Annotated in this window: 3 protein-coding genes; all 3 read right to left on the bottom strand. The window is 50.5% G+C overall.

Features of this window, described 5'->3' with window-relative positions:
- On the bottom strand, positions 1-117 hold a 117-nt coding region (locus tag TX77_RS14380; RefSeq protein WP_420891012.1), incomplete at its 3' end, for a PLP-dependent transferase.
- On the bottom strand, positions 104-472 hold the full coding sequence (locus tag TX77_RS10765) for a PLP-dependent transferase (protein WP_230198129.1): 369 nt from the start codon (positions 470-472) through the stop codon (positions 104-106). The genes TX77_RS14380 and TX77_RS10765, both read right to left, overlap by 14 nt.
- A gap of 25 nt (positions 473-497) precedes the next feature.
- On the bottom strand, positions 498-592 hold a 95-nt coding region (locus TX77_RS14385), incomplete at its 5' end, for a homoserine O-acetyltransferase/O-succinyltransferase family protein (protein WP_154651917.1).

Raw genomic sequence — 592 nt, forward strand, 5'->3', positions numbered from 1 at the left:
GGCTACGCGCTCGATGTCAGTAATCATCATTAACGGATTCGTTGGCGTCTCAATGAGAACAGCTTTCGTATTCGGCTGATACAGCTCGTTGATCCCATCCAAATCATTCGTGTCCACATAAGAGGCCTGTTACGCCAAATCTCGACATGATCCTCTCCAGCAGACGGTATGTACCGCCATAAAGATCAAGGGAAACGATAAGATGGTCGCCTTGGCTGAACAGCGCAAAAATCGTTTGCAGCGCTGCCATGCCGGAGCTACAGGCAAAGCCTGCATCCCCGGATTCGAGCTTAGCCGCTGCTTCTTCCAGAACGGAACGCGTCGGGCTTTTCGTACGTGCATAGTCAAAACCGGTGCTTTGTCCCAGCTGCGGATGACGAAAAGCTGTGGATTGGTAAATAGGGAAGCTTACCGCTCCCGTAACTGGCTCCTTAATGGAACCGATCTGCGCCAAATGACTTTCGATTTTCATAATTCGATACGCTCCTTCGTCTCTCTTATATGCCCGCGCCTAATTCATAAGGCGTTTGCTGGTATACATAATAGTTGAGCCAGTTCGAGTAAAGCAGGTTCGCATGCGCGCGCCATGTCG

This window comes from Megasphaera massiliensis, assembly GCF_000455225.1.
Classification (GTDB): Bacteria; Bacillota; Negativicutes; order Veillonellales; family Megasphaeraceae; genus Megasphaera; species Megasphaera massiliensis.